Origin of the sequence: Petrotoga sp. 9PW.55.5.1 (genome assembly GCF_003265365.1) — a bacterium.
In the GTDB taxonomy this organism is placed as follows: Bacteria; Thermotogota; Thermotogae; order Petrotogales; family Petrotogaceae; genus Petrotoga.
Genome location: NZ_AUPM01000046.1, coordinates 90,785 through 112,587 on the forward strand (window position 1 = coordinate 90,785; position 21,803 = coordinate 112,587).

At 29.6% G+C, this 21,803-nt stretch carries 23 protein-coding genes; 22 read left to right on the forward strand and 1 reads right to left on the reverse strand.

What is annotated here, in order from left to right; genetic code table 11:
- Positions 1-14: 14 nt before the first annotated feature.
- The gene (gene nth, locus PW5551_RS07155) at positions 15-632 is read right to left on the reverse strand and encodes an endonuclease III (protein WP_113075104.1); all 618 of its coding nucleotides are present in this window, start codon (positions 630-632) and stop codon (positions 15-17) included.
- Positions 633-776: 144 nt separating this feature from the next.
- Here nth and PW5551_RS07160 point away from each other — a divergent pair, with 144 nt between their 5' ends.
- From PW5551_RS07160 to PW5551_RS07265, 22 genes are all read left to right on the forward strand, one after another.
- Complete coding sequence (locus tag PW5551_RS07160; RefSeq protein WP_158526162.1) at positions 777-1,994, forward strand: nicotinamide-nucleotide amidohydrolase family protein; 1,218 nt, start codon at positions 777-779, stop codon at positions 1,992-1,994.
- A gap of 22 nt (positions 1,995-2,016) precedes the next feature.
- Positions 2,017-4,026 (forward strand): chemotaxis protein CheA, encoded by a 2,010-nt coding sequence (locus PW5551_RS07165; protein WP_113075106.1) that lies wholly within the window; start codon positions 2,017-2,019, stop codon positions 4,024-4,026.
- Positions 4,027-4,058: 32 nt separating this feature from the next.
- Positions 4,059-4,484, forward strand: a complete 426-nt coding sequence (locus tag PW5551_RS07170) for a chemotaxis protein CheW (protein WP_113075107.1) — start codon at positions 4,059-4,061, stop codon at positions 4,482-4,484.
- A gap of 28 nt (positions 4,485-4,512) precedes the next feature.
- Positions 4,513-4,872: a response regulator gene (locus tag PW5551_RS07175; protein WP_113075108.1), complete on the forward strand. Its 360-nt coding sequence runs from the start codon at positions 4,513-4,515 to the stop codon at positions 4,870-4,872.
- A 5-nt stretch (positions 4,873-4,877) separates the two neighbouring features.
- On the forward strand, positions 4,878-5,261 hold the full coding sequence (locus PW5551_RS07180) for a flagellar biosynthetic protein FliO (protein WP_113075109.1): 384 nt from the start codon (positions 4,878-4,880) through the stop codon (positions 5,259-5,261).
- Positions 5,249-6,010: a flagellar type III secretion system pore protein FliP gene (gene fliP, locus PW5551_RS07185; protein WP_370445935.1), complete on the forward strand. Its 762-nt coding sequence runs from the start codon at positions 5,249-5,251 to the stop codon at positions 6,008-6,010. The genes PW5551_RS07180 and fliP overlap by 13 nt, the downstream gene beginning before the upstream one ends.
- Complete coding sequence (gene fliQ, locus PW5551_RS07190; protein WP_233488469.1) at positions 6,007-6,282, forward strand: flagellar biosynthesis protein FliQ; 276 nt, start codon at positions 6,007-6,009, stop codon at positions 6,280-6,282. Before fliP ends, fliQ begins: the two co-directional genes overlap by 4 nt.
- Complete coding sequence (fliR, locus tag PW5551_RS07195; protein ID WP_113075111.1) at positions 6,283-7,056, forward strand: flagellar biosynthetic protein FliR; 774 nt, start codon at positions 6,283-6,285, stop codon at positions 7,054-7,056.
- Entirely contained in the window at positions 7,020-8,108 is a 1,089-nt protein-coding gene (gene flhB / locus PW5551_RS07200) for a flagellar biosynthesis protein FlhB (protein ID WP_113075112.1), read from the forward strand. Before fliR ends, flhB begins: the two co-directional genes overlap by 37 nt.
- Before the next feature lie 38 nt (positions 8,109-8,146).
- Positions 8,147-10,282 carry a flagellar biosynthesis protein FlhA gene (flhA, locus tag PW5551_RS07205; protein WP_113075137.1) on the forward strand — a complete coding sequence of 712 codons (2,136 nt, stop codon included), beginning with the start codon at positions 8,147-8,149 and terminating at the stop codon, positions 10,280-10,282.
- Complete coding sequence (gene flhF / locus PW5551_RS07210; RefSeq protein ID WP_158526163.1) at positions 10,272-11,585, forward strand: flagellar biosynthesis protein FlhF; 1,314 nt, start codon at positions 10,272-10,274, stop codon at positions 11,583-11,585. Before flhA ends, flhF begins: the two co-directional genes overlap by 11 nt.
- Entirely contained in the window at positions 11,582-12,442 is an 861-nt protein-coding gene (locus PW5551_RS07215) for a P-loop NTPase (protein WP_113075114.1), read from the forward strand. Before flhF ends, PW5551_RS07215 begins: the two co-directional genes overlap by 4 nt.
- A 27-nt stretch (positions 12,443-12,469) precedes the next feature.
- Entirely contained in the window at positions 12,470-13,174 is a 705-nt protein-coding gene (locus tag PW5551_RS07220) for a flagellar brake protein (protein WP_113075115.1), read from the forward strand.
- Positions 13,175-13,200: 26 nt separating this feature from the next.
- Positions 13,201-13,833 (forward strand): CheY-P phosphatase CheC, encoded by a 633-nt coding sequence (gene cheC, locus PW5551_RS07225; RefSeq protein ID WP_113075116.1) that lies wholly within the window; start codon positions 13,201-13,203, stop codon positions 13,831-13,833.
- Positions 13,826-14,317, forward strand: a complete 492-nt coding sequence (gene cheD / locus PW5551_RS07230) for a chemoreceptor glutamine deamidase/glutamate methylesterase CheD (protein WP_113075117.1) — start codon at positions 13,826-13,828, stop codon at positions 14,315-14,317. The genes cheC and cheD overlap by 8 nt, the downstream gene beginning before the upstream one ends.
- 12 nt (positions 14,318-14,329) lie before the next feature.
- Positions 14,330-15,025 (forward strand): FliA/WhiG family RNA polymerase sigma factor, encoded by a 696-nt coding sequence (locus PW5551_RS07235; RefSeq protein WP_113075118.1) that lies wholly within the window; start codon positions 14,330-14,332, stop codon positions 15,023-15,025.
- Between the two features lies 1 nt (position 15,026).
- The gene (locus PW5551_RS07240) at positions 15,027-15,329 is read left to right on the forward strand and encodes a hypothetical protein (RefSeq protein WP_113075119.1); all 303 of its coding nucleotides are present in this window, start codon (positions 15,027-15,029) and stop codon (positions 15,327-15,329) included.
- Positions 15,330-15,347: 18 nt separating this feature from the next.
- Positions 15,348-15,845 carry a hypothetical protein gene (locus PW5551_RS07245; RefSeq protein WP_113075120.1) on the forward strand — a complete coding sequence of 166 codons (498 nt, stop codon included), beginning with the start codon at positions 15,348-15,350 and terminating at the stop codon, positions 15,843-15,845.
- Positions 15,824-16,525, forward strand: a complete 702-nt coding sequence (locus PW5551_RS07250) for a hypothetical protein (RefSeq protein ID WP_113075121.1) — start codon at positions 15,824-15,826, stop codon at positions 16,523-16,525. Before PW5551_RS07245 ends, PW5551_RS07250 begins: the two co-directional genes overlap by 22 nt.
- A gap of 7 nt (positions 16,526-16,532) precedes the next feature.
- Positions 16,533-19,454 (forward strand): DEAD/DEAH box helicase, encoded by a 2,922-nt coding sequence (locus PW5551_RS07255; RefSeq protein ID WP_113075122.1) that lies wholly within the window; start codon positions 16,533-16,535, stop codon positions 19,452-19,454.
- A gap of 12 nt (positions 19,455-19,466) precedes the next feature.
- A complete protein-coding gene (mnmE, locus tag PW5551_RS07260; RefSeq protein WP_113075123.1) occupies positions 19,467-20,831 on the forward strand; it encodes a tRNA uridine-5-carboxymethylaminomethyl(34) synthesis GTPase MnmE in 1,365 nt (454 codons plus the stop codon).
- Between the two features lie 267 nt (positions 20,832-21,098).
- Positions 21,099-21,803, forward strand: a complete 705-nt coding sequence (locus tag PW5551_RS07265; RefSeq protein WP_113075124.1) for a hypothetical protein — start codon at positions 21,099-21,101, stop codon at positions 21,801-21,803.

The window sequence follows — 21,803 nt, forward strand, 5'->3', positions numbered from 1 at the left end:
AGTATATCTCAAAATTATCGAATTTTTCTTGATGGGCAAAATTTTCTTAAGAGGCATAAAGAACATTTGGGAGAAATGGGTCTACAAATTTCTTGCCCAAAATTTACCATTGATCCATTAATTGGTCCCCAGAGTTTTTTAGGCAGAATTTTCATTAATTCAAATTCCGTTTTTTCAGGAGTTTTTGTTTTAACCCACCCCAACCTGTTAGAGATTCTATGAACATGGGTATCAACAGCAAGTGCAGCTATCCCAAAAGACACATTCAAAACAATATTTGCTGTTTTCCTTCCAACACCGGGAAGGTTTAATAAATCTTCTAATGTATTCGGAACCTTTCCTGAATATTCATGTACTATAATTTTTGAAAGCTCAATAATCCTTTGAGATTTTTGTTTATACATACCAGCAGGTTTAATCAGATCGTAAATATCTTGAGGGCTTAATTTGGAAATTTCAAAAACATTTGTGTATTTGGAAAAAAGATTAAGTGAAGCCTTTATAGTGTTCACATCTTTTGTTCTTTGAGATAGTATAGTCTGAACAAGAACTTTGTACGGATCTTTTTCTGAAATAACTCGTGGAAAGTTTTCTATAATTAGTTTTGCCTCGTTTTCAATATTTCTTTCCATAAATATACCCCTTTATTTGATTTATATATTATTATATATTAAAATATACTTATATTGTAATTTATTATTTTATTTTAAAACGTTAATACTATAAAATGTGATAAAATATATTGAAACAAATTCTTTTCTTTGGAGTTGAACTTTTTGAAAGTTTCTATAATTGCTACTGGAAATGAACTTACTGAAGGTCTTATACTAGATAGAAATTCTAAATATATAGCAGAAAAACTAAAGGATCTTGGTTATGATACTATAAAAATTTCAAATATAAAAGATGATTTGAGCCTGATAAACTTAACTATCCTTGAATCCTTACAGATTTCTTATATAATATTAGTTACTGGAGGTTTAGGACCTACTCAAGATGATTTAACAGTACAAGCCCTTTCTGAATCTTTAAATATACCAACTTTTTTTGATGAAGGTATTTATAAAAGTATTCAAGATTATTATTATAAAAAAACAAAAAAAGATTTGGATATCTTAAAAAAACAAAGCTATGTTTTAAAGGGTGCAAAAATCCTTAATAACCCTATTGGAAGTGCTCCGGGCCAAAAAATAGATTACAAAGGTAAAATAATTTATTTGCTTCCAGGTCCTTTTAATGAAATGAAATCGATATTTGATATCTCCATATACCCAGAATTAAAAAATATTGCGAAGAAAGAATTTAAAGAGTATGCCCTCTATTTTTATGGGTTAACTGAGGCTGAATTTATGGATCAAGTTTCAAGTCTTTTAGAAAACATTGATTATTCCACAAAAATAGAAGAATATGTAGGACCAAGCTTAAGAATTAGGATAAACAAGAATGAAGATAGAGAAAATATAAAAAATGAGATAATATCAAGATTTCAAAAATATTATATAGGTTCTAAAAAATTAGAGATTCAAGTTTTTGAAGAATTATTAAAATCATCCAAAACTATTTCCTTTGCTGAATCATGCACAGGAGGAATGATTTCCAGTACTTTAGTTGCTAATTCTGGTTCCTCGAAAGTTTTTAAAGGCTCTGTAATTGCTTACTCAAACGAATTAAAAACTAAATTATTGGCTGTTCAAAAAGAAACCCTCCAAATAAAAGGGGCTGTGAGTGAAGAAACATCAAAGGAAATGGCTTATGGTTTGAAAAGTTTAATAAATAATTGTGATATTTATGTTTCTGTAACTGGGATTGCTGGGCCAGAAGGTGGAACATCTGAAAAACCAGTAGGGACTGTTTGCTTTGGTTTTTTGCATCATAACGAATTTTTCTCTTTAAAAAAAGTATTTTCTGGAGATAGAGAAGATATAAGGAAAAGGGCTACTTACTTTGCTTTATGGAATGTTTTGAAAATAATTAGAAATGAGAACTTAGCTTAGTTTTTAATAGGAGGGGGTAGAAATGTCTAATTATGATGTTTATTTGAACGTTTTTCTTGAGGAGTCCAAAGAAAATATTCAAGAACTTAATGACCTCTTACTCGAACTAGAAAAAAATAGAGAAGATTCAGAAATACTTAATAATATTTTTAGAATAGTTCATACACTCAAGGGTATGGCGGGTACAATGGAATTTAATTCTTTAGCAAAATTCTCGCATAAATTAGAAAACATTTTTGACCTATTAAGAAATAAGAAAATTGACCTCACGAATCATTTGATGGATTTTTTATTTAAGGCAGCTGATGCTCTAGAAGAAAGTATAAATAACATCGCAGATGGTGGAGATGGAGAAGTCCTAGAAATAAAAGAATTATTCCATCTAATTGATAATTTCGTTGATTCGACTACTTCAAAAGATAATTTAGAAAAATCAAAAGCTACATCTAATGAAAATTTTAATGAAAATAATAATGAAATTTATTCAAAAATAGACAATGAAACTATGGAAGTATTAAAGAAAGTATATAATAAGGCTAAAAATGAAAATTTGAACTTTTTATTATTAAAGATCATTTTAGTTGACGATGTACAATTAAAGCAGGCAAGAGCTTATGCTATTTACCATAAATTAGAGGAAAACGGCTGCGAAATAGTATATTCTTACCCTCATACCGAAGACATTGAAAAAGAGAACTTTGATAAAGAGTTAATCTATGGTGTTGTAACTTCTAAAGGTTTGAACGAAATTGCAGAGTTAATAAAAAAAGTTGCAGAGGTAGATTCTGTATATATCGACGAGTTTTCAACAATGAATTTCGAATTGTCCCAAAAAAGAAAAGAGGAAGAAAATGAAAAAAAATTAATTGAAGAAAAGAAAGAAGTAAAACTCTCAAAAACTATCCGTGTTGATATAAATAAACTTGATGAATTAATGAACTTAATGGCAGAACTTGTTATAGCTAGAAGTAGAATCATAGAAACTTTAAATAAATACGACGTGAAAGACGTAGATGAAAGTTTAACTCAACTTTCAAGAATAACTTTGGATCTTCAAAATGTAGTGATGAAGATTAGAATGGTACCAATTGCATTCGTTTTTAACAGATTCCCAAGATTAGTAAGGGATTTAGCAAAAGATTTAGGAAAGAAAATTAATTTCATAATTCAAGGTGAAGAAACAGAATTAGATAGAACTGTTGTCGATGAAATAGGAGACCCACTTATTCATTTATTAAGAAACTCCATAGACCATGGCATAGAAGGCCCTCATGAAAGAATTTCAAAAGGGAAACCTGAAACCGGACTTTTAAGATTATCAGCAAGACATGAAGGTAACGGTGTAGTTATAGAAATAGAAGATGACGGTCGAGGTTTAGATAAAGAGGCTATTATAAGAAAAGCAATAGAAAAAGGGCTTTTAAACTCTTCAGAATCTTCAAAGTTAAATGATGAAGAAATATATAATTTTATATTTCTTCCGGGATTTTCCACTAAAATAAAGTCAACAGAACTCTCGGGCAGAGGGGTGGGAATGGATGTTGTAAAGAATACTATTGAAAATTTGAAAGGAACTATATCTTTAGAAACGAAAAAAGATAAAGGAACAAAAATAAGTATAAGATTACCTCTTACTTTGGCTATAATTGAGGCTCTTTTGACTACCGTAAACGATGACGTATACGCCATTCCAATTGCAAACATTGATACAACTCAAAGAATAACTGACGGAGAATTAAAGACAGTTCAAGGCCAGGAGGTCTTTTTATTAAGAGGAGAGGTTATGCCTGTTGTGCGCTTAAGAAATCTATTTGGTTATCAACTACAAGAGGAAGATTCAAAAGAACATATCGTTATTATAAAAATAGGAAACAAAAAATATGGGGTCGTTGTTGACAGACTATTAGGACAAGATGATATAGTTATTAAATCATTAGGTAGTTTGTTGAATAATGTGAAAGAGTTTAGTGGAGGGGCAATATTAGGTGATGGTAGGATCGCTTTAATCCTAGATGTTGCTTCGTTACTTTAATATAGATTCATTAAAAAAGGGGGAGTGTAAATATGGAAGATGTTCTTTCTTTCAAAATTATTAACCAAGAATATGCTTTACCAATAGAAAACATTGAAAGTGTCGTTGATATGGCTGATATCACCCCTGTACCAAATTCAGAATATTTTATCGTTGGTTTAATTAATCTGAGAGGTAGAATCGTTCCTGTTATAGATTTAGCAAGAATTTTAGAGTTAAATGTTGGAGAGGAACATACTTTTGAGAATATCCTAATTTTAAATATCAACAACGAGGAAGTCGGCATGTTAGTCGATGAGGTTGAAAATGTTATATCTATTGATCCTAACAAGTTAGAAAAAATACAATCGAAAAAGGACATATATTCAGAAAAAGTTAAAGGAGTCATTAAGATACAAAGTAGATTAATTGTATACCTTGACTTAGAAAATATCTTAAACAATGAATTAAGTAAATAAAATTATTTGAAGTTTTGGAGGTGTTTCAATGGCTAAGAGAGTCTTAGTAGTCGATGATGCAGCTTTTATGAGAATGATGTTAAAGGACATATTAACAAAAGCTAATTATGAAATAGTTGGAGAAGCGGCTAATGGTCAAGAAGCAGTTGATAAATATCAAGAGCTGAAACCTGATTTTGTTACAATGGATATTACGATGCCCGTAAAAGATGGTATACAAGCTATAAAAGAAATAGTTAAGATTGACCCAAGTGCCAGAATAATCGTATGTAGTGCAATGGGTCAACAAGCTATGGTAATTGAATCTATACAAGCAGGAGCCAAAGATTTTATAGTAAAGCCTTTCCAACCGAACAGAGTTATTGAAGCTTTACAAAAATTGGAGTAATAAAAATGTCTACAGCTTATGCAACTAACACTAGTAACCTCGTTGATGTAACTTTCTGGTTTGTAGCAATAATATTTCTAGTAATTTTATTGTTGATATTATATTTTTTCCTTGCTAAAACAGCAAAAAAAGGTCCAAAAAATAAAGAAATTAAGATGGCAAAAAAATATTATTTGGATAGGAATTTGTATATAGCGATAATAAAAGTATTTGAAGAATATTATGTTACCCTTGTAACTTCTGATTCCACAGAGGTTTTAAGAAAGTTAAATAATGAGGAAGTAGAAGAAATAACAAAAGAAAATCTTAATTTTGTAGACACTCTTTCTAAAGTTTTGAAAAGGGAGAAAACACCAAAAGAAAAGGAAGATAAAAAATCAAAAAAATAATAGTCATATCATTTTTACTTATTATTTCTTTTAATATCGTATACTCACAAAATTTAACTCAAATCCCAGGAATAAACATACAAATCAATACAGAAGAAGAACCAAATAATTTAAATACAACACTCACAATTCTTTTGATAGTAACTGTCTTATCATTAGCTCCTGGCTTTTTAATGCTATTCACCTCTTTTACAAGGATTGTGGTTGTTTTAAGCTTTTTAAGACAGGCCATGGGAACAAGACAAGCCCCGCCCAATCAAGTTATGTTAGCTTTAGCTCTTTTTTTAACTATAATGATCATGTTTCCAGTATTCAATGGAGTATATCAGGAAGCTATTGTACCTTATAACCAAAACGAAATAAGTTATGAAGAAGCTATTCAAATTAGTTGGCAACAATTTAAAAATTTTATGATTTCTGAGATAGTTGCTCATAAAAACGAAGACGATATTTACATGCTAGCATCTTCCATGGGAGAAACAATAGATAATATAGAAGACACTCCATTCCAAATATTAGTTCCAGCCTTTGCAATAAGCGAACTCGAAATAGCTTTTAAAATGAGCATTTTACTTTATTTACCTTTTATAATAGTTGATATGGTTGTTGCAAGTATTCTTCTTTCTATGGGAATGATTATGATTCCACCGATCCTTATATCGTTACCTTTTAAAATAATGATTTTTGTTATGGTAAACGGATGGGACCTTTTGATTGGAGGATTGGTTAGAAGTTTTGTTAGAGGGTGATTTTTTTGAGTGAAGAAGTGTTGATAGAAATTTTTGAAAACGGGATTTTTGTGTTTTTAAGAGTAGTTTCTCCAATACTTATCATAAGTGTGGCAGTTGGGCTAATTATAAGTATATTTCAAGCGGTTACTCAGTTGCATGAACAAACTTTGACTTTTGCACCCAAAATCATCATTACCTTTTTAGTTTTGGCTTTTATATTTTCATGGATAATTCAGAATTTATCTGACTTTACCTTTGAGTTATTCACACGTTATTTAGGAATGGTTTAATTGGTTTTAGAAAATTTATCCTACTCATTATGGGTTTATTTTTTTATATTTGCAAGAATTGCAGGAATAACATTTTTTCTACCTTTTTTTAGTACAAGATTTGCTCCAGTTCAAGTCAAAGCCTTTATAACCCTTTTTATATCGTATTTAGTACTTTTAGAGAACAATGGTACTTTCCCAATTAATTCATCTCCATTAGCCATCGTATTTTATTTAGTAATGAATTTCCTTTTTGGAACCACAGTAGGATTGATAGCAAATATTATATTTTATGCTTTTCAATTTGCTGGAGAAACTATAGGAATACAGATAGGATTTGCTATGGCTAACGTATTTGATCCAGTGACAAACGATGAAATTTCATTAATATCCGAATTCAGTTTTTTACTAAGTGTTTTTCTTTTTTTTCTTTTTAAAGGTCCAATGATACTTTATTCAATTATAATAGATTCATTTGATAAGATACCAATCGTGTTTACCTTTAATCCGGAAGGTTATTTTGTTTTTTCACAGAAATTGTTTGATGTGTTTTCTATTGGAATTCAACTTGCAATGCCTTTAGTTGCATTTATGATTTTGATTAAAGTTGCTCTTGGTATTGTTTCTAGGCTGATTCCACAAGTTAATGTTTTCATGGTTGGTATCCCCTTGGAAATATTGGTAGGATTTTTATTATTAATTGGAGTGATAGTAATTTGGGAAGATCAATTTTCATATCTTTTTTTTCAACTAATCGAATGGATAAGAAAATCTATGATGCTCCTATCTCAATAGATCTTCAACTTTTTGCCGATCCTGACAAAACTGAAGATCCTACTCCAAGACGTTTAGAAAAAGCAAGAGAAGAAGGAAATATTCCTCAATCTAATGAATTTAATATGGCTATTAGTTTTTTAAGCATGTCCCTTTTTTTATGGGTAATCTTTGAAGCTTTGATAGATGATATATTCAGAGTGTTTAATGATTATTTATCTTTAGATGTAGAGTTTTTACCTGAAAATATACTTAATTATGAATTGACAGCTCATATGAATTTATACCTTAAGTTGATAATGTTTTTCGCAGTTGCAGTGATAGTATCAATTCTATTAGGAATGATTCAAACAAAATTTTTATTCACTTTTAAATCTTTAAAGTTGGATTTGGGTAAAATCATTCCTATTAAAGGTTTTAAAAGAATGTTCTCTCTTAGATCAGTAATTGAATTAATCAAGGCTCTTCTCAAATTAACAGTTTTAGGTTTTATGACTTATAATATTATAAAATCAAATTGGAACAAAATCCTTTCTTTGGCTGAAGAAGAGGTGGGGTTATCGCTTTCAGTTATCTTTGATTTAGTAATAAATGTTCTTTTTCAACTTGGAATAGCGCTACTTTTGCTAAGTTTATTCGACTTTTGGTATCAAAGGTATGAATACAAGAAAGAATTAAAAATGAGTAAATACGAAGTAAAACAAGAGCACAAAGAAATAGAAGGTAATCCGGAAATTAAACAAAAACAAAGAGAAATAATGAGAAATTTAGCTAGAACCAGAATGATGCAAAAAGTTCCAGAGGCAGATGTAGTAGTAACTAATCCTACTCATTACGCGGTAGCTATTGAATACAATCCAGAAAAAATGGGTGCCCCTGTAGTTGTAGCAAAAGGGAAAGATGAAGTAGCTTTCAAAATTAGAGATATTGCTTTTAAAAGTGGTGTGCCTATATTAGAAAGACCTCAAATTGCTAGAAAATTGTATCAAGAAGTAGATATAAATGAAGAAATACCAGAAGATATGTACACATTAGTAGCAGAAGTCTTAGCATATGTTTATAAACTACAATAAATTTTCTTCTGTGTATAACTGGGGGTTATACCATGAAAATGAATTTTAAAGGTTTTGATATTGTTATTTCCATATTGATTGTGGGAATAGTTATTTTGATGGTTATACCAATACCACCTTTTTTATTAGATTTCCTACAACTTTTGAATATAATCCTATCAATAGTTATTCTACTTGCTACCTTATACTTAAGAAGGGCTTTGGATATTTCTATATTCCCTTCTTTATTGTTGGTAATGACTATCTTTAGATTAGCCTTAAACGTATCTTCTACGCGTTTAATTCTACTTAACGGGAAAAATTTCGAAGGTAAAGTTATAAGAGCTTTTGGAGATTTTGTAGTAGGAGGAAATTATATTGTTGGTATTATAATATTTCTGATACTTGTTATAATACAATTTCTTGTTATAACTAAGGGTACAGAAAGGATTTCAGAAGTTGCAGCTAGATTTACTTTGGATGCAATGCCTGGAAAGCAAATGAGTATAGACGCTGATTTATCTTCAGGATTGATAAATGAAGAGCAAGCAAGGCAAAGTAGAGAAGATATAAGAAGAGAAGCGGATTTCTACGGTGCTATGGATGGAGCTAGTAAATTTGTTAGAGGGGATGCAATAGCTGGTTTGATCATAACGTTGATAAATTTAGTAGGTGGTTTAATAATAGGTATGATGCAACAAGGATTATCGATTGGTGAAGCTGCAGAAATATTTGCCTTATTAACCGTTGGAGATGGACTCGTAGCTCAGATTCCTGCATTATTAATCTCAACATCCGCTGGGATGATAGTTTCTAGAGCAGCATCTAAAGATAATTTTGGAAGAGATTTAATCATACAATTAACCCAAGATACCAGGGTTTTAAATATTTCTGGAGGTATTTTAATAATTTTAGGTTCGCTAACTCCTATTCCAGTATTCCCCTCATTGATATTAGGTGGGGGATTGTTGTTTGTTGCTTATATTAACCTTCAAAACGAAAAGCAAAAACCAGTCTTACAAAGTGTTGGAGCTTCCGAAGGTACTGAAGAAATAGGTAGTTCGGGAACTGGTTCTGGACGTAGAGGCAAAAATATTCCCGGTGTTTTTTTACCTCCTTTAACTAGCCCTGAAGAAGTTTCAGAGGTTTTACAAGGAGATACAATTGAAATAGATATAGGATATGGTCTGATTCCTCTAGCTGATCCAAACCAAGGAGGAGATCTTCTAGATAGAATAACTGTTGTAAGAAAGCAACTAGCCTATGAACTAGGAATAATAATTTCTCCAATTAGAATAAGAGATAGTGTTCTATTAAGTTCGAATGAATATGTTATTAAATTGAGAGGAGTTGAAGTAGGAAGATTTGAATTAATACCTGAAAGATTATTAGCTATAAATTCCGGAATGGCTTCTGAGGAATTACCGGGGATAAAAACTAAAGAACCTGCATTTGGACTTGATGCCTTTTGGATAGATGAAAGTTTAAAAGAAGAAGCTATTGAAAAAGGATACACAACCGTTGATGCTCCTAGTGTTTTTGCTACACATCTTTCTGAAATGATTAAAAAATATGCCCATGAGATTATAGGTATCAAAGAAGTGGAAATTTTAGTAGATGGCTTAAGAGTCGAATATGCTTCTCTTGTTGATATTCTTATCCCTACAATGTTAAAAATGCATGAAGTCAAAAAGATCTTAAGTGCACTTTTATACGAAAAAGTTTCTATAAGAAATTTATCATTAATTTTTGAAAGTTTGATTGAAGCTGCTGATAAATATGGAAACAATATTGAAAAGTTGGTAGAAAATATTAGGCAAGCACTTGGAAGACAGATTGTTGAAAGTTTAAAATCTGAAGATGGAGAATTACACGCTGTGGCGTTAGATCCAAATATTGAAAAGAAAATCTCCGAATCAACTATTGAAGGAGATTATGGTAGAATCCTTGTTTTAAATCCCGAATATTCTAACGTTCTAGTACACAAAATTTCAAAATCCCTCGAAAATATGATGATAAAAGGATATAACCCTGTTTTGATATGTTCAAAAAATATCAGATATCCATTTGCTAGATTTATCTTAAAATTTATACAAAATATTAACATAATTGCTTATGAGGAAATTCCTTCTGATACTTCTCTTAGTGTCAATGAAATTGTGGAATTTGAAGGAGGAAACTCCGATGCAAATTAAAAAGCTAACCGTTAAAAGTATTTCCGAAGCCATGGATAAGATTAGAAAAGAATTTGGCGAGGATGCTTATATTTTGGAAACAAAAAAAGTAAAAAAAGGTGGCTTTTTTGGTATTGGAGGTCAAAAATATTTAGAGGTAACAGTTTTAAGTGAGAATAACGAAATAAGACAAGACAAAAAAACCGATGATAAAATAAAAAAAGCTTCAAATAGCACTTATTCTTTAACCGATTTGTTAAAAAGGAATTCTGAATCAACTTATAGAACAAATAATAAACATCAAATAAATAACTCATATCAACAAAATCTTGATGAAAAAATCTTAAACTCTGAATTTTTAAACTTTATTGAAAAAAACAGACAAATTTCTGCTAAATTAGACGAAAGCGCTAAATCTTTCTACCAGAAAAATGAAAATAAAAATAATATGGAAAGTATCCCAAATCAAAATATCCCAAAAGAAAGTCTTCAACTTGATGAATTAAAAAAAATGGTTCAAAATTTAAATAAAAAAATGGAAGTCAACAATCAGTATCTAATGGATATAAAAGAAGAACTTTACAACAAGTCTTATTCAAAAAATTTTATTCGAAGTTTTTTATCCACCCTGGAAGATATAAAAATTGAAGAAAATTGGAAAAAACAAGAAATAATTAAAAACAGATTTGAAAAACGCCTTACCCAATGTATTAATACAAAAAATTTCTATGAAATTAAAGGAAAAGTTATGTTTATTGGTCCTACAGGAGTGGGTAAAACTACTACTTTGGCAAAAATAGCAGCAAAATTAAAAAAAGAAAGTAAAAAAGTTGCTATTGTAACGATAGATACATATAGAATCGCCGCAACTGACCAATTAAAAACTTATGCAGACATATTAGACCTTCCGTTATATGTATGCTATACCCCACAAGATTTAAAATTTACATTAGAATCTTTATTGAGCTACGATACTATACTTATAGATACAGCAGGTAGAAGTCATAAAAACAATCTACAAATGGGGGAACTAAAAGTTTATATAGATACCATTAAACCTGATTTTACTATAATGTTGATTTCATCAAATATAAATTGTGAAGATATGATGCACATTTTCGATAGTTATAGTTACTTAAATCCTGATGAATTGATTTTCACAAAATTAGATGAAACTTCTTCTTATGGGCAAATTTTTTCTTTTTTAGATTACTCAGGTCTACCTTTCTTAGGAATAACGGATGGACAAAGAGTCCCTGAAGATATAAAATTTGCCTCAAAAGAGTGGTTAATAGAACTGGCAGTCGAGGAGGTATTCAAATGAACCGTATATATCATGATCAGGCCGCTAGCTTAAGAGAAGAATTCATAAATGTACCAACAAAAATAATTACTGTATTAAGCGGCAAAGGAGGAGTTGGAAAATCTATATTTTCAGTTAATATTGCAACTGATTTAGCCTCCAAAGGTAAAAAGGTTTTGTTGTTTGATTCTGATGCAGGTTTTGCAAACGCTTCAATATTACTTGGAAACAGTTTAAAAAATACGTTGAGCGATTATATGAAAGGCAATATATCTTTCAGAGATTGTGTACAAGAAACTAATTATGGGGTAAAAATAATTAGTACAGGTTTTGACTTTACTGATTGGCAAATATTCCAAAATAATTTTAATGATTCTATATTAAATGAATTTTTAATTTTGTTAAGAGATATAGATTATTTTATAATAGATGTAGGAGCAGGATATTCTGAAAAGTTAAACAACTTTTATATAAACTCCGATACTATTTTTCTTGTTACTGTTCCAGAACCAACAGCAATAGTCAATGGTTATACATTATTGAAGGCTTTATCTTTGCTGAAAGTCGAAGGAGAAATAGAAATAATATTGAATATGGTAAAAAACAAGAATGAAGTAAACAGTGTAAAATCTGTTTTATCTAACACAACGAGAAGATTTCTTAACAGAGAAATCAAAAATTTTTATGAAATATCTTATGATGAGAATGTACATTTAAGTGTAAAGAGACAAATCCCTTTGGTTTCATTAAAAAGTAGCAGTAGATTTTCAAAAGATATAATGAGCATAACAACAAATATTTTAAATCTAAAAGTAGAACATCCTATTAGCTTCACAATGCGTTTAAAACAGATTTTTAGCAAAAGTAGTACTAATTAAAAATTAATTTTTATTTAGGAGTTTGATATGTCTGAATTTATAGAAAAAGTACTAGCCAAAAACGTTTTGTATACTAATATGCCCATAGATTTAGAGATACAAGAAAAGGGTATTAATGGAGTATATAAAAGTATTTTATATGAATGTGATCCAAAAAGCGGGCTTGCTAAGATAGGATTACCTATATATAAAGGGGCCTATATGAAGATTTTCGATGGTACAGATTTAAAAGTTAGAGCTTATTCATCAAGGGCCATTTATCTTTTTAAAAGTAAGGTTTTAAGTAGCGGCAAAGAAGGTAGCGTTAGATATTTGCTAATTAATATTCCGCATATAGTGTTTCGAGTTCAAAGAAGATCCTACGCCCGTATTCCAATAACTGAAGAAGGTTTCTTTTACATAAAAAAAGAGATAGAAGATTATCAAGAAAAAAAAGAGAAAAACCCTGAAAAATATCGTTTTTTAACCAAGGATTTCAGTGCTGGAGGGCTTGCCTTAACAACCTCCAAAAATCTCAAATTAGAAGAGGTAATCTTAATAAACTTAAATCTAAAAAATGAGGTTAAATTAAAAGATATTGAAGCTAAAATTGTTAGGAACGTTGGAAAAACCCAAGGCGGAGATTACATATATGGAGTAAAATTTCTTAATTTGGCTAGAGAACAAGAAGAAGAGTTTGTAAGATTCGTCTTTAAATATGAAAGAGAATTGTTCAGAAATGGTTTTATCTAACTTCTTCTTAAAAAGGAGTGTGTTGAATGTCTATTTACGATGAATTAAATGAAGAAAAGTTGGATACTTTAAAGGAAATAGGTAATATTGGTACGGGAAATGCTGCAACATCTATATCAAACATGCTCGCAAAGAAAATTGATATAACAGTACCTTCTGTTGAGATTTTACCTGTTTCAAAGTTATGGGAGGAATTTAAAAACCCAGAAGAGATTACTGCTGGTTCTATGGTTGAGATAGAAGGAGACCTTCATGGAGCAATCTTGTTCTTGCTTGGAATTGAAGAAACTAAAGAGTTTTTAGAACTTTTGATGTTACCAAGACCTTCTGATTTAACTCAATTAGATGAAATGAGTTCTTCAGCTATAGGAGAAATTGGAAATATTATATGTAGCTCATATATTTCTGCAATCTCAAATTTTACAGGATTAAATATACATTCTATGCCTCCCAGAGTAACTGTTGACATGTTAACTGCTATTGTATCTGAATCATCATTAATGATTACTGGAGGAGAAGATTTTGTTATACTCATTAGAACTGATATAACCATAGAAGAACATAGTGGGAATGTCAAAGGATTCTTAATATACATTTCTGATGAGAAAAACGTTGAAGAGCTTTTAAAAACCTTAGGAATGGGGTTGAATGATGACTGATATTAAGAAAAAAATTATAGGAATCGGTGAATATATTGTAGATAAAAATCCTACTGTTTTGGTCACGTTAGGCTTAGGTTCTTGTGTAGCCGTTTGTTTGAGAGATAAAAAAAATTTGATTGGTGGTCTTGTACATGTAATGTTGCCAGAAAGTCGTGGAAAAGACCAAAAAATCGGTAAATATGCAGACACCGGTATAATCGCCGTAATTCAAGGAATAGTTGATTTAGGAGGAAGTATAAATAATATTGAAGCAAAAATAGCTGGTGGTGCTTCGATGTTCAAAAGTACTAATAATTCTTTAGAAGTTGGAAATAAGAATGTACAAGCAATAAAAGAAATTTTAAAAAAAAAGGATATTAAATTATTAGCGGAAGATACAGGTGGAAAGAGGGCAAGAAGTGTGGAATTTAATTTAAGTAATGGTGAATTGAGAGTTAAAAAAGTAGGTGGGGGAGAAAAAGTTGAAATTATAGTTATCTAAGGTGGCACAGAAATGAATTATAAAATAAATGAAGATCAGCTGGTAATTCAGTTTTTACCTAAAATAAAGGTAATAGCTTTGAACTTAAAAACAACTCTACCTCAAAATATCGAAGTAGAAGATTTAATTCAAGAAGGAATAATAGGATTAATTCAGTCTTACAGAAGATATAAGCCAGAAAAAGGTGCATCGTTTTATACTTTTGCTTTGAAAAGGATTAAAGGTGCAATGTTTGATTATTTAAGAAGAATCGACTGGCTTCCAAAAGAGACTCGTTCGCTTGTAAAAAAATACGAAGATTTTGTTTATGAAAATAAAGATAGCGAATATTTTGACGATAATTCAATTGCAGAAGGACTAAATATAAACCAGAAGGAAATAAATAAAATTAAATACTCTTTGAATAAAAGACAGATTCTTCAACTTGATGAATATTTCTTAAATGATGAAGAAGATAGTTTTTTTAATTATGCTCAACAAGATAACGATCCTGAGCTGTTGGCATATAAAGAAATATTAAAAGAGAAACTCACATCATCCATTAATAAATTAGAGGAAAGAGAACAATTGATACTTTCTCTATATTATGATGAAGAATTAACTTTTAAAGAAATCGGGAAAGTTCTTGATATAAGTGAATCAAGAGTGTCTCAACTACACTCAATAATTTTAGTAAAATTAAAAAAGGACCTTCAAGGAAGAGATTAAGATGTCAAATTTACATGATATGCAAATCCTTGTTACCAAATCTATAGATATTGCCAATAATGTTCAAGCAATTTCACATTCACAAGATGCAGCAAGAAATATGCTGTTAATTAAACAAGCTACTGAATACTCTCAAAATTTACAAAAAAAGGTCAAAAATAAAGATGGGGCAGAAAAGAAAAACGTTGACAACAATTCCTCTAATAATAAGTTTAGCAGCTCTATGAATTTTAAAAGAAAAAATCAAGACAAAATTAAATCTATAGATGAATACCGAGGAAAATTATTAGATATTAGATTATAAATAAAAAAAGGAGAATGTATGTTAGGATACTTTTCACTATATAAATCGGATGAAGAAAAATATTCCGGTGGCTTATTAATAATGAATGAGAATGGAATCCCTGTTTCATTTAAATATACTGAACCAATAAAACCAACAAAAATTCAAAAAATTATCTATGGTAATAACTTAAAAAATTATCTAGCCTTCCAGATTCTAAATAACAATGAACTTTATAAACCATTTGATATTGATCTCATATTAACTGATGATAGTGATTTGTTAAATTATATCGATATAGATAAACCCATAATGTTTATCGTTGAGATAAGCAGTGATAAAGGATTTGGAGTAAAAGAAAAAGAAGGTGCCATTCCTTTAAACGAAGAGAAAAGTTTAAAATTCTACTCGACGAAAATAGTAGATTCTGTTTTGCTTAAAAAATTAAAATCTTATGTAGAAGTCTTTGACATTTTTGAACCTTTTACTAGGTTGAAAGAGGCGTTAATATACATATGTTCGTCTCAAGAAAAATAATTATTAAACAAGCAAATCTTTCTATGGATACTTCTATAATAAATTTTTCTTCTAATCAGCCTGAGTATCATCTCAAATCAACCGAAAACTCAAATTTAATAATAAATTCATTTGATCCCGACGATTCTATCGAGATCAAAAGTTTTTCTGATTTAGCAAATTCCGTTACCATAGTTGATAAAGAAAATAATATCAATGAAATAAAAATAAACACTTCGAAATTTTTTAAGATAGATATAATAAAAAATTTTTCTTTATCTGATATAAATATAATAGAGGAAAAATTCCAGGCTTTTCTTTTATTGAAAAACGTCGAAACTAATTATGATTTGTTTTTAAATACGACAAAAATGATAGATATTAAGATAAAAGAAGGTAAAACAAAGAAATACATCTACAAACCACTTAGAAAAAGTTTAAAAAGGAATGTCTCAAAAGAATATATTTTACAACTAGCCCAAGATATTATAAAATCTAAAAAACACGAAAAAATAAAGTTGTCTTTTTTAGGCTTTTATGTTAAAGTTCCTATCGGGAAAAATATCAAATATTATTGGAAAGATAAAAATCTTATTTGTTTAATTTCGGGAGACGAAAAAGATATAGATTATTTTCAAGATGCGGCTTTTTTTGTTGATACGGAAAATAATTCAAAATATTTAAAGTTCATCAGGAGGTAAAGATGAATTGATTAAGAAAGAATTACTAGATTTTTTGGGCTCAATAAAAAATCTTCAAGCACATAAGATAATAATTATACCGGACGGTTATGATCAGGATATCGAAGACGAAAATATTCTGAACTATCCTGATTTTGACATATTTCCATTTGAAAATTTAGAGGTATCGCCAAATATCAGAGGTAAAAGGATAAAATCTCTTTATTATTTACTTACTCAAGATGAAGTAACTATAGTAACTACTTTATCTGCACTTGTTAAATACACAATTCCAAAAAAGGATTTTATAATAAAAAAATACTCAATTGGAGATAAGATTGATTTTGAGAATAACTTTTTTTATAAAATGGGTTACACATTATCTAGTGAAGTTTCAAACCCTGGAGAGTATGCAAAAAGAGGCTTTGTTAGAGATTTCTTTTCTCCTATTTATAATTTACCTATCAGAATGGAGCTTTGGGATAACGATTTAGAAAGAATTAGTCTATTCGATAGCTACTCTCAAAGATCTATTAAAAACTCAAAAGAAATTCTAATCGTACCGGGCTCTGAAATCATGAAATTCGATTCGAATATAAATATTTACGAAGGAAGAATTAAGAGGTTAGTAAATGAAACCAAAGAAGAAGAATTAATTAATATAGATCAGTTAAACTCACTTCCTGGAATATTTTATAAGGACAAAAACAGTATATTAAGTTACTTGCAAGAAAAAAGCCAAATCTATTTAATAAACAAAAATGAGGTTATGAAATCTTTCTTAGAAAAAGAGAGAGAAAATTACGAAATGTGTGATACTACTTTAAAAAAGAAAATTTACAAGATTTATTCTGGGCAAAACATAGAAATATTAAATAAAATAAATTACCAAGAAGTGAAACTGTCTTTAGAAAAGATTTATTATATCCCAAAAAAGAAAGAAGATACCAGGTTAGAGTATCTTCCTCTTTTGGATTGGGAAGATTTAAAAGAAGGGGATCTTGTAGTTCATGAAGACTACGGAATAGGTATTTACCACGGAGTAAATAAAGTTGAAACCTCTTTAGGACTTAGAGAATATGTCACACTTGAGTACAAAGACAGTTCAAAAGTCTACGTACCTGTAGGTAGATTAGATAAACTATCCAAATACATAGGCGATCAGCAAAATGTAACGATCTCTTCTCTTAATAGCAAGAGATGGAAGAATACAAAAGAAAAAGTCAACAAGGAAATAAAAGAAAAAATAAAAGAATTGCTAAGAATTTATGCGGTTAGAGAAAATAACGAAGGGATTCGTCTTTTCGGAGATCCTGAATTAGAACAAAAATTCAAAGAAACATTCCCATACGTTGAAACACCGGATCAAGAAAAAAGTATAAACGAAATATTATCTGATTTGGAAAGTAATAGACCTATGGATAGATTGCTTGCAGGAGATTCTGGGTTTGGTAAAACAGAAGTCGCAATTAGAGCAGCTTTTAGAACCGTTGTTTCTAATTTCCAAGTTCTTTTGCTTGCACCAACAACAATTCTTGCAAAGCAACATTTTGAAAACTTCAAGGAAAGAATGGAACCTTTCGGAGTAAAAATCACTTTAATTACAAGACATATAACTAAGAAAGAAAAAGATATTAGTTTTGAACAAATAAGAAAGGGAGAAACTGATATAATAATTGGAACACATGCTTTGTTATCTGATTTACTAAAAACAAAAAAGTTGGGATTGGTAATTGTTGACGAAGAACAAAGATTCGGTGTACTTCAGAAAGAAAAGTTTAAAAAAATAAGTGAAGGTGTTAACTTTTTAATGATGAGCGCTACTCCAATTCCAAGAACATTATATCTTTCTATTAGTGGAATAAGAGACATCTCTACCATAAACACTCCTCCATTAGGGAGGTTACCTATTCAAACTTTTATAGGTAAATATTCTGATAAAATGGTTAGAACTGCTATTTTAAGAGAAAAATCTAGGGGTGGTCAAACTATATACATTCACAACAGAGTACAGGAATTAGATGATCTATTTAAAAAATTGCAAAAACTTGTACCTGAAATAAAAATAGTAATGGTTCATGGTGGAACTCAGAAAAGCGAGTTCATAAAAATTATCAACAGCCTGTATAGTGGAGAAATTGACCTTCTATTGGCAACTACAATAATCGAAAATGGAATTGACATCCCTAACGTTAATACTTTAATTGTAGATGATCCTGAAAGATATGGAATATCTCAGTTGTACCAGATAAAAGGACGAGTAGGTAGATCAAACAAAAGAGCTTTCGCGTATTTTCTCTACAAAAAGGATTTGAATAAAGAAAGCATGAAAAGATTAGAAGCTTTGAAACAATACAACGAACCAGGAAGCGGACTAAAGTTAGCAATAAGAGACTTAGAAATAAGAGGATACGGTGATTTATTGGGAGTTGAGCAAAAAGGACATATAAACGCAATTGGTTACCATCTTTATCACGACATGTTAAACAAAGTTTTATTTGAGTACGGAATAGATAAATCAAAGATACTTCCTAAATCACAAACAGTCACCGAAATAAAAGGAATTAAGGGTTCGATAGTTATACCCGAATCTTACATAGAGAACTCCATAGAAAGAATGAGAATATATAGAAAAATATCAGTTGCAAAAACACCCGAAGAGGTAGAGAAAATAAAAGAAGAGGTTACAGATAAATATGGAAAACTCCCTGAAGATGTGGAAAGATTATTCAAATACTCATTAATAAAAGTTAAAGCCAACATGGAAGGTATCAGAGAAATAGAAATAGGTGATTCGTATATATCCTTTAAATTCGATAAAGATACTTTACCCATTATAGATAAATATAATAAATATTCTCGAAAAGTCACTTTCTTCCCGGAAACCAGAGAACTTATAAGTTATGGACCTAAAGATAGTATAACTTATATGGAAAGGATATTTTCATAAGAGGTGGAAAATATGTTGTGCGATACTGTAGCAGCAATTTCTTCACCTATAGGCACTGGAGCTATAGGTATTGTAAGGGTTACAGGTTCAAAAAAAGACGTTGAAATTATTATAAGAAAAGGCTTAAAGAGAAAAAATTACCTATCAAAAAGAATATATTTCGGCTGGTTATATAACGAACAAAATGAAAAAGTAGACGAAGTTACTTGGGTTTATCATGAAAAACCTCATTCATATACAGGTGAAGATATGCTTGAGATATTTTGTCATGGCGGTAAATTGATAACTCTCAAGGTTTTAAATACCGTATTGCAATATGGAGTTAGACAAGCATTCGCTGGAGAGTTTACTAAAAGAGCAGTATTAAATGGTAAAATGGACTTAATAAAAGCTGAAGCTATAAACAACCTAATTACTTCAGAAACAGAAATTTCTCTAAAAGCCTCTTTTAATCAATTAAAAGATTCTCTTTCAAAAAAGGTATTATCAATAAAAAATCAGTTATTAAATATTGCTGCCGAGATAGAAGTAGAAATGGATTATCCTGATGATGTAGAAATGGCAAGTACTGATATTGAAATTAAAATTGTAAATATTATAAATTCAATCGACAATATCTTGAAAGAAGCTGATAATGGTATAATAGCTATTAGCGGAGTGAGAACAACCATTGTAGGAAAACCTAATTCTGGTAAAAGCACTCTTTTGAATGCTCTTTTAAGAAAGGATCGAGCAATAGTTACTGATATACCTGGAACTACCAGAGATACCATTGAAGAGAATTTAAACATTAAAGGTATATTTATAAAAATTATAGATACAGCTGGAATCAGACACACTGAAGATATAATAGAAAAGGTTGGCATCGAAAGAGCCATTAAATCAATAAAAGATTCTCATTTAATCTTGTTTGTCTTAGATGGTACTACTTCATTTTCAAAAGAAGATCAGATGATCTATAATGAATTAATAAAACTTCAAGATAAAACTGTTATAATGGTTCTAAATAAATCTGATGCTCCGGATTTTGATAAAAATAAGTTCAATTTAATCAGTCAAGAAAAATCCTTTGATATGGTTACTATTTCAGCAAAAAATGGTGAAGTAAAAACTTTAGAAGAAAAGATTTATGAGATATTTTATGATAAACTTAATATAGAAGAACCGACTTTAACTAACGAAAGGCAAAAAATCACCTTAGAATCATCAAAAAGTTATCTTGTTAAAGCTATAAATTCTATAAAAAAAGGCTTTTCAAACGATGTAGTAATGATAGATATTAGAAAAGCGATAGAAAAGATTTATGAACTTACTGGAGAAAACTATAATGAAGAATTACTTAATACAATTTTTTCAAACTTTTGTGTAGGAAAATAATTTAAAATAATTTATTTTTTAAATGAAGTAGGGTGATAATTATTCTTACAAAGCAAAAACCTTTAGATATAAATAACTATGTTGAATGTTTCTCTCACAAGAGCGAAAAGAAAATTAATAGTAGTTGGCGATAGCTTTACTTTAAGTAGCTCTGCTATTTACAAAGAATTAATTGAACATATTAAAAATACCGGAAATATTTGCTCAACTCAGAAATATAAAAATACTATTTTCTCAAACTTCGCATAGTGAATTAGGTGGTGAAAAATGTATATAACAATCTCAATAATTCTTGGATTAATACCTTTTTTACAGTTTTTTATTAAAGGATGGCTGTTTTTTGGTGTATCTTCCCTTATACTAATATTCTCCTATTTTATTTTAAAAAATCGAGGAACTTTTCATTTTATAACCCTTTCCTCACTTTTGCTAATTTCACAGTTGATAATGAATTTTATGGAATTTTCAAACATTCCTCTTTTTATTTACATCGCATTTGCTAGTTTCCTTTTATTTATAGCTTCAAGAGATGAAAGGATAGTTGATGATCTAAAAAGATACATAAAAAATGAAGGATATTCTGATGAAAACTGGAAGTTTGAAATTTGTTTTTTTGGCATGGGGCAGATTAAAAACATAGATCAATTAACTAATTTAACAACAGCAGTTTTTGGATTTGGAGATAAAGGCATAGCATTTAGCACTAAGCTTGGTAATGGTTTATACAAAAGGTTTATTGATTATAAAGATATTGACGATTTTGGAATGTTTAAATTGCAAAAAAAACAAGAATTATATTATCCAAAAATCAGAGACATGTTTATGTGGCCAACTAATATGACCACCATGCACAAACCATACATAAACACATACGGTTTATATTTATTAATAAATGATGAAACGCTAACTTTTTACGAAGCACCCAGCATAATAATAAAAATATCAGAACATTTGGAACAAAATGCGAGGTAG

Coding starts and splice junctions, on each gene's coding strand:
- nth (WP_113075104.1), bottom strand. CDS start 632: ATGGAAAGAAATATTGAAAACGAGGCAAAACTAATTATAGAAAACTTT.
- PW5551_RS07165 (WP_113075106.1), top strand. CDS start 2,017: ATGTCTAATTATGATGTTTATTTGAACGTTTTTCTTGAGGAGTCCAAA.
- PW5551_RS07170 (WP_113075107.1), top strand. CDS start 4,059: ATGGAAGATGTTCTTTCTTTCAAAATTATTAACCAAGAATATGCTTTA.
- PW5551_RS07175 (WP_113075108.1), top strand. CDS start 4,513: ATGGCTAAGAGAGTCTTAGTAGTCGATGATGCAGCTTTTATGAGAATG.
- PW5551_RS07180 (WP_113075109.1), top strand. CDS start 4,878: ATGTCTACAGCTTATGCAACTAACACTAGTAACCTCGTTGATGTAACT.
- flhB (WP_113075112.1), top strand. CDS start 7,020: ATGGATAAGAAAATCTATGATGCTCCTATCTCAATAGATCTTCAACTT.
- flhA (WP_113075137.1), top strand. CDS start 8,147: ATGAATTTTAAAGGTTTTGATATTGTTATTTCCATATTGATTGTGGGA.
- flhF (WP_158526163.1), top strand. CDS start 10,272: ATGCAAATTAAAAAGCTAACCGTTAAAAGTATTTCCGAAGCCATGGAT.
- PW5551_RS07215 (WP_113075114.1), top strand. CDS start 11,582: ATGAACCGTATATATCATGATCAGGCCGCTAGCTTAAGAGAAGAATTC.
- PW5551_RS07220 (WP_113075115.1), top strand. CDS start 12,470: ATGTCTGAATTTATAGAAAAAGTACTAGCCAAAAACGTTTTGTATACT.
- cheC (WP_113075116.1), top strand. CDS start 13,201: ATGTCTATTTACGATGAATTAAATGAAGAAAAGTTGGATACTTTAAAG.
- cheD (WP_113075117.1), top strand. CDS start 13,826: ATGACTGATATTAAGAAAAAAATTATAGGAATCGGTGAATATATTGTA.
- PW5551_RS07235 (WP_113075118.1), top strand. CDS start 14,330: ATGAATTATAAAATAAATGAAGATCAGCTGGTAATTCAGTTTTTACCT.
- PW5551_RS07240 (WP_113075119.1), top strand. CDS start 15,027: ATGTCAAATTTACATGATATGCAAATCCTTGTTACCAAATCTATAGAT.
- PW5551_RS07245 (WP_113075120.1), top strand. CDS start 15,348: ATGTTAGGATACTTTTCACTATATAAATCGGATGAAGAAAAATATTCC.
- PW5551_RS07250 (WP_113075121.1), top strand. CDS start 15,824: ATGTTCGTCTCAAGAAAAATAATTATTAAACAAGCAAATCTTTCTATG.
- mnmE (WP_113075123.1), top strand. CDS start 19,467: ATGTTGTGCGATACTGTAGCAGCAATTTCTTCACCTATAGGCACTGGA.
- PW5551_RS07265 (WP_113075124.1), top strand. CDS start 21,099: ATGTATATAACAATCTCAATAATTCTTGGATTAATACCTTTTTTACAG.